The 7,046-nt window shown below is 70.2% G+C and carries 6 protein-coding genes; 4 read left to right on the top strand and 2 right to left on the bottom strand.

All coding sequences use genetic code 11. The features are described from left to right. Positions 1 to 145: 145 nt before the first annotated feature. On the bottom strand, positions 146 to 2,092 hold the full coding sequence (locus FNH08_RS40295; protein WP_152776482.1) for a molybdopterin oxidoreductase family protein: 1,947 nt from the start codon (positions 2,090 to 2,092) through the stop codon (positions 146 to 148). Continuing rightward, positions 2,089 to 3,060, bottom strand: coding sequence for a 2-dehydropantoate 2-reductase (locus FNH08_RS40290; RefSeq protein WP_152776481.1), 972 nt, complete (start codon positions 3,058 to 3,060; stop codon positions 2,089 to 2,091). The genes FNH08_RS40295 and FNH08_RS40290 overlap by 4 nt, the downstream gene beginning before the upstream one ends. Before the next feature lie 329 nt (positions 3,061 to 3,389). Between FNH08_RS40290 and FNH08_RS40285 the strand changes: the two genes are divergently transcribed. The 4 genes from FNH08_RS40285 (at position 3,390) to FNH08_RS40275 (ending at position 6,824) form a co-directional block, all read left to right on the top strand. Beyond that, positions 3,390 to 4,727 (top strand): OFA family MFS transporter, encoded by a 1,338-nt coding sequence (locus FNH08_RS40285; RefSeq protein ID WP_152776480.1) that lies wholly within the window; start codon positions 3,390 to 3,392, stop codon positions 4,725 to 4,727. Continuing rightward, positions 4,693 to 4,830, top strand: coding sequence for an MFS transporter small subunit (locus FNH08_RS51220; protein WP_194238790.1), 138 nt, complete (start codon positions 4,693 to 4,695; stop codon positions 4,828 to 4,830). The genes FNH08_RS40285 and FNH08_RS51220 overlap by 35 nt, the downstream gene beginning before the upstream one ends. 228 nt (positions 4,831 to 5,058) lie before the next feature. Next, on the top strand, positions 5,059 to 5,997 hold the full coding sequence (locus tag FNH08_RS40280) for a beta-ketoacyl-ACP synthase III (RefSeq protein WP_152776479.1): 939 nt from the start codon (positions 5,059 to 5,061) through the stop codon (positions 5,995 to 5,997). A gap of 149 nt (positions 5,998 to 6,146) precedes the next feature. Continuing rightward, positions 6,147 to 6,824 carry a GntR family transcriptional regulator gene (locus FNH08_RS40275; RefSeq protein WP_152776478.1) on the top strand — a complete coding sequence of 226 codons (678 nt, stop codon included), beginning with the start codon at positions 6,147 to 6,149 and terminating at the stop codon, positions 6,822 to 6,824. Positions 6,825 to 7,046 lie beyond the last annotated feature (222 nt).

Genomic DNA, 7,046 nt, shown 5'->3' with positions numbered 1-7,046 from the left:
CGCCCACCCCGCGCCCACCGAAGGTCCGCGTCGGAGCGGTCGGCACCCTCCCAGGACGACTCCGGCGGCCCGAGCAGCGCGTCGACCGCCGCCCGTTCGTCGTCCGTCGGCTTGCTGTCACCGAAGTGCAGATCCATGTCCTGTCTCAGCTCCTCACGGCCGTGACGGGCAGCTTCTCGATCCGGATCGCCGACGCCTTGAACTCCGCCGTGCCCGCGATCGGGCAGTTGGCCTCGATCGTGAGCGAATTGGTGTCCACCTCGTCGGGAAAGTGCATGGTCATGAAGGCGAGCCCGGGCCGGAGCGCCGTGTCGACCCACACCGGCGCCACCACCGAGCCGCGCCGCGAGGACACCCGGACCTCCTCACCGACCACCACCCCGTACCGCTCCGCGTCCTCCGGACACAGCTCCACGTACTCCCCGCGCCGCAGCGGTGAGGCGAAACCGCCGCTCTGCACGCCCGTGTTGTACGAGTCGAGCCGCCGTCCCGTGGTCAGCCGGATCGGGAACTCCTCGTCCGTCAGGTCCACCGGCGGATCGTGCTGGACGAGACCGAAGGGGGCGAGTGGGCCCCGCCGTTCGGGGTCCGCGTCCCACAACCGGCCGTGCAGATAGGTCGGTTCGAGCCGGCCCGTGTCCGGGCAGGGCCACTGGATGCCCTGGTGCTCCTCCAGCCGTTCGTACGTCATCCCGTAGTGGTCCGGCGACACCGACCGCAGCTCGTTCCAGACGGACTCGGCGTCCGCGTACTTCCACTCGTGGCCGAGGCGTGTGGCGAGGTCGCAGATGATGTCGATGTCCTCGCGGGCCTCACCGGGAGGCGTGACCGCCCGGCGTACGCGCTGGACCCGGCGCTCGCTGTTGGTCGTCGTGCCGTCCGTCTCCGCCCAGCCGGCCGTCGCGGGCAGCACCACGTCCGCCAACTCCGCCGTCTTCGTCAGGAAGATGTCCTGGACCACGAGGAAGTCCAGCTGCCTCATACGCCGTACGGCCTGCTCGCTGTCCGCCTCCGACTGCGCCGGGTTCTCCCCGATGCAGTACACGGCCTTCAGCGTGCCCTCCTCCATGGCCTCGAACATCTCCGTCAGGTTCAGCCCGTAGTGCGGCTGGATGACGGTGTCCCACGCCGACTCGAACTTCAGCCGGGTGTCCGCGTCGAGGATGTCCTGGAAGCCCGGCAGGCGGTTGGGGATCGCGCCCATGTCGCCGCCGCCCTGCACGTTGTTCTGCCCGCGCAGGGGCTGCAGGCCGGCGCCGAAGCGGCCCACGTGGCCGGTCAGCAGGGACAGGTTGATCAGTGCCCGTACGTTGTCCGTGCCGTTGTGGTGCTCGGTGATGCCGAGCGTCCAGCACAACTGGGCGCGCTCGGCGCGGGCGTACGCATGGGCCAGGTCCCGGATCGCGGCGGCCGGCACGCCCGTCACCTTCTCGGCGAGCGACAGCGTCCAGGGCTCGACGAGCTCCCGGTACTCCTCGAAGCCCGTTGTCGCGCGCTCGATGAACGCCGTGTTCGCCAGGCCCGCGTGGATGATCTCCCGGCCGATCGCGTGGGCCATCGGGATGTCCGTGCCGACGTTCAGGCCGAGCCAGCTCTCCGCCCACTCGGCGGTGGACGTACGGCGCGGGTCGACCGCGTACATCCGGGCGCCGTTCCTGATGCCCCTCAGCACGTGCTGGAAGAAGATCGGGTGCGCGAAACGGGCGTTGGAGCCCCACATCACGATCAGGTCGGTGTGCTCGACCTCCTCGTACGACGACGTCCCGCCACCGGAGCCGAAGGCGGCCGACAGGCCCGCGACGCTCGGGGCGTGGCAGGTGCGGTTGCAGGAGTCCACGTTGTTGGTGCCCATGACGACGCGGGCGAACTTCTGCGCCACGTAGTTCATCTCGTTGGTCGCGCGGGCGCAGGAGAACATCCCGAACGCGCCGCGTGCCGCGCCCAGTCCACGGGCGGCCCGGTCCAGGGCCTCCTCCCAACTCGCCTGCCGGAACGGCTCGTCGCGCGAGTCCCTGACGAGCGGGTGGGTGAGCCGGGTGTAGGTCCTGGGAGTCCGGTCGCGTTTCCTGGTACGGCGTTCTTCAGCCTTCATGCGGCGCTCCTCAGTGCGAGCAGGTCCGAGATGGCGTGGACGGTGCGCAGGGTGGGCACCTCCACTCCGGTGATCTCCGCCAACTCGACGACGGCCGCGAGGAGTACGTCGAGTTCGAGCGGTTTGCCGCGCTCCAGGTCCTGGAGCGTGGAGGTGCGGTGGTCACCGACGCGTTCGGCGCCCGCGAGACGGCGTTCGATGGAGACGCCCACCTCGCAGCCCAGCGCCTCGGCGACGGCGAGCGTCTCGGTCATCATGATCTCGATGACCCGGCGGGTGCCGCCGTGCAGGCACATCTGCCGCATGGTGGCGCGGGCCAGGGCGCTGATCGGGTTGAACGAGATGTTGCCGAGCAGCTTGAGCCAGATGTCGTTGCGCAGGTCGGGCTCCACCGGGCACTTCAGGCCGCCCGCCGCCATGGCCTCGCTGAACACCCGGCAGCGCGCCGAGATCGTCCGGTCGGGCTCGCCGATGGAGAACCGGGTGCCTTCGAGGTGGCGTACCACTCCTGGTCCGGCGAGCTCTGTCGCCGCGTAGACGACACACCCGACGGCCCGTTCGGGCGCGAGCACCGCACTGACCGCGCCGTCAGGATCCACGCTCTCGACACGGTGCCCGTCGTGGGGGCCGCCGTGCCGGTGGAAGTACCACCAGGGGATGCCGTTCTGGGCGGCCACGACCGCCGTCGTGCTGTGGAGCAGGGGCTCGATCAGCGGCCCGCACGCCGCGTACGAGTTGGCCTTCAGGCCCAGGAAGACCAAGTCGACCGGGCCGATCGCGGCCGGGTCGTCGGTGGCGCCGGCGCGCGCGGTGAAGTCGCCGCGCGGGCTGAGCACCCGCACTCCGTGCTGCCTCATGGCCGCCAGATGCGGTCCACGGGCGATGAGGTGCACGTCGGCGCCCGCACGATGCAGGGCCGCGCCGACGTAGGCGCCGATGGCTCCGGCGCCGAGAACTGCGACTTTCATACGAGGGAGCTCCGTTCGGTCGAGGGTACCGAGGAACTGCCGAACTCTGTCGACGAAATATTGTCTACAGTATGGAAGTTGGCCCAGCAAGGCTTCGCGCAGCAACTTGACGGCACGCTGACCAAGCGTGCTGATGATGGCGTGGCTGTGGACGTGAGGGGGCGTCCCCGGGTGGCGGGAAGGCGGTGCTCTCCAGCGTGCTCGTTTCCGACCGCTGATCGCGTCCGGGCGACCGTTCGTCGCGCCCGGCATACCGCTCACCGCATACGGTCGGCGTGTTGGCCTGTCCTGCTTTTCAACTCTCCGGCCGGTTCCTATCGTTCGGGATCATGAGCCCTCCTGTAGCACCACCCGGCTGGAGCCGCTGGCTCGTTCCTCCGGCCGCCCTCTCGGTCCACCTCTCCATCGGACAGGCGTACGCCTGGAGCGTGTTCAAGCCGCCGCTGGAGTCCGCGCTCGGTCTCAGCGGAACGCAGAGCGCGCTGCCGTTCCAGCTCGGCATCGTCATGCTCGGCCTGTCCGCCGCGTTCGGCGGCACGCTCGTGGAGCGCAACGGGCCGCGCTGGGCGATGACCGTGGCCCTGATCTGCTTCTCCTCCGGCTTCCTGATCTCGGCGCTCGGCGCCGCCGTCGAGCAGTACTGGCTGATCGTGCTCGGCTACGGCTTCATCGGCGGCATCGGACTCGGCATCGGCTACATCTCGCCCGTATCGACGCTGATCAAGTGGTTCCCGGACAGGCCCGGCATGGCCACCGGCATCGCCATCATGGGCTTCGGCGGCGGTGCCCTCATCGCCTCGCCCTGGTCCGCGCAGATGCTGGAGTCCTTCGGCTCCGACTCCTCCGGGATCGCGCTCGCCTTCCTCGTCCACGGGCTGTCGTACGCCGTCTTCATGTTGCTCGGTGTGCTGCTGGTGCGCGTGCCGAGGACCGAGAAGCCGGTCGAGTCCGGGCCGGCCGTCTTCGACGGGGTGCAGGTCTCGGCGCGCAGCGCCATCCGCACCCCGCAGTTCTGGTGCCTGTGGCTCGTGCTCTGCATGAACGTGAGCGCCGGCATCGGCATCCTGGAGAAGGCCGCCCCTATGATCACGGACTTCTTCGCCGACTCCTCCACGCCGGTGACCGTCACCGCGGCCGCCGGGTTCGTCGCGCTGCTGTCGGCGGCCAACATGGCGGGCCGTATCGGCTGGTCGTCCACGTCCGACCTGATCGGGCGCAAGAACATCTACCGCGTCTACCTGGGCGCGGGCGCGCTGATGTACCTGCTGATCGCCCTGTTCGGGGATTCCTCCAAACCGCTGTTCATCGTCTGCGCGCTGGTGATCCTGTCGTTCTACGGTGGGGGCTTCGCGACCGTCCCGGCCTACCTGAAGGACCTGTTCGGTACCTACCAGGTCGGCGCGATCCACGGCCGACTGCTCACCGCCTGGTCGACGGCCGGTGTCCTCGGGCCGCTGATCGTGAACTGGATCGCCGACCGGCAGGAGGAGGCGGGCAAGCACGGCGCCTCGCTCTACGGCCTGTCCTTCTTCATCATGATCGGGCTGCTCGTCGTCGGCTTCGTCGCCAACGAGTTCGTCCGGCCCGTCCACGCCCGCCATCACATCCCCGCGCCGAGGGAGGCCACCGCCGATGTCGTCCAGCGACAGCAGCCCGAATCCGCCTGACCGGCGTGCCCTGATCGCCGTCTCCTGGCTGTGGGTCGGGCTGCCGCTCGGCTACGGACTGTACGAACTCGTACAGAAGGCGACGCAGCTGTTCACCGGGTGAGCCACCGTCGTCCATGGCAAGTCGTCCATGACAAGACGTCCACGGCAAGTCGCCCATGACAAGGGGCGCGCACCGCAGTACCCGGGACGCCTGTTCGGGCGTCCCGGGTGCTGACAGAAGCCCACAACCCTGCCGCCCCTTTCCTGTGTCAGTACGTGCCCTCGTACCCGTGAGTCACTGATCAGACTGGTGGATCCCGCTACTCAAGGCAACGAGGGGGATCCACCCATGAACGGCACCCGCATCGCCGCCGTCGGCCACTACCAGCCCGCCAAGGTGCTCACCAACGAGGACCTGGCGGGCATGGTCGACACCAGTGACGAGTGGATCATGTCCCGGGTGGGCATCCGCACGCGCCACATCGCCGGGCCCGACGAGCCCGTGGACGAGCTGGCCTCGCACGCCGCCGCCAAGGCGCTCGCCGCCGCGGGTCTCGCCCCGGACGCCGTCGACCTCGTCGTGGTCGCCACCTCCACGGCCATCGACCGTTCCCCGAACACCGCCGCCCGGGTCGCCGCCCGCCTCGGCATCCCCTCCCCGGCCGCCCTGGACGTCAACGTCGTCTGCGCCGGCTTCACCCACGCGCTCGCCACCGCCGACCACGCCGTCCGTGCGGGCTCAGCGACCCGCGCCCTGGTCATCGGCGCCGACAAGATGTCCGAGGTGACGGACTGGACCGACCGCACGACCTGCGTGCTCGTGGGTGACGGAGCGGGTGCGGCCGTCGTCGAGGGCGCCGACGAGCCCGGCATCGGGCCGGTGCTCTGGGGCTCGGTGCCTGAGATGGGACACGCGGTGCGCATCGAGGGGACGCCTCCGCGGTTCGCGCAGGAGGGGCAGAGCGTGTACCGCTGGGCGACCACCCAGCTGCCGGCCATCGCCCGGAAGGCGTGCGAGCGGGCGGGGCTCGCCCCCGAGGAGCTCGCCGCGGTCGTCCTGCACCAGGCCAACCTGCGGATCATCGAACCGCTCGCGGAGAAGATCGGCGCGGTGAACGCCGTGGTGGCACGGGACGTGACCGAATCCGGCAACACCTCGGCGGCGAGCATCCCGCTGGCCCTGTCCAAGCTGGTCGAGCACGGTGAGATCTCCACCGGGGACCCGGTGCTGCTGTTCGGCTTCGGCGGGAACCTGTCGTACGCGGGTCAGGTCGTCCGCTGCCCCTGAGGGCTCCCGTGACCCCGCGGTGAACACTGATGTGACGAGGCCAACTCCCCCCGGGCCTGGCCACTGTGCGCCGTAGACTGTAGACGAAAGACAATTCATACTCGTTTTCCGGCCGCTGCCGCGCCGCCGTTGCCCTGGAGGGGGACGCGATGTTGTCGACAGGACTGCCGCAGGGGGCTGTGCCCAGGCTCGAACGCCCCGGTCCGCTGCGCGACCGCGTGTACGAGGCGCTGCTCGAACTCATCACGACGCGTGCCCTCCAGCCCGGCCAGCACCTGGTCGAGAGCGAGCTCGCGGGCCATCTCGGGGTCTCGCGGCAGCCGGTGCGTGAGGCCCTGCAGCGGCTGAACACCGAGGGCTGGGTCGACCTGCGGCCGGCCCAGGGCGCTTTCGTGCACGAGCCGACCGAGGAGGAAGCGGACCAACTCCTCACGGTGCGTACGCTGCTGGAGGCCGAGGCGGCCCGGCTCGCCGCCGCCAACGCGGGCACGGCGGGCATCACGGCGCTGGAGGAGCTGTGTGCCGAGGGCGAGCGCGCCGTCGAGGCCGACGACGTGGACGCCGCGGTCGCGATGAACGCCCGCTTCCACGCCAAGGTCATGGAACTCGCGGGCAACGCGGTCCTCGCCGAACTCGCCGGCCAGGTCGACCGCCGCGTCCGCTGGTACTACACGCCGGTCGCCCGCCAGCGCGGACAGCAGTCCTGGATCGAACACCGCGATCTGATCGCCGCGATCGCGACCCGCGACGAACAACGCGCCACAGAGGTCATGCGCACCCACACGGAACACACCCGCAGGACCTACCACGCCCGCCCACGCCCGTAGCCCCGGGCACGGCGCGTCGGCGCGGCGGGGTCTCGGGGACGTGGGTTCGCGTGTTGGCGCGGCGGGGTCTCGGGGACGTGGGTTCGCGTGTTGGCGCGGCGGGGTCTCGGGTGGCTTGGGTTCGTGTGTCGGCGCGGCGGGGTCTCGGGTGGCTTGGGTTCGTGTGTCGGCGCGGCGGGGTCTCGGGTGGCTTGGAGGGGCTTGGGTTGCTGTCTCTTATAC

Source organism: Streptomyces spongiae (assembly GCF_009377185.1).
Classification (GTDB): domain Bacteria; phylum Actinomycetota; class Actinomycetes; order Streptomycetales; family Streptomycetaceae; genus Streptomyces; species Streptomyces spongiae.
This window is presented reverse-complemented; position numbering and strand designations above follow the sequence as displayed.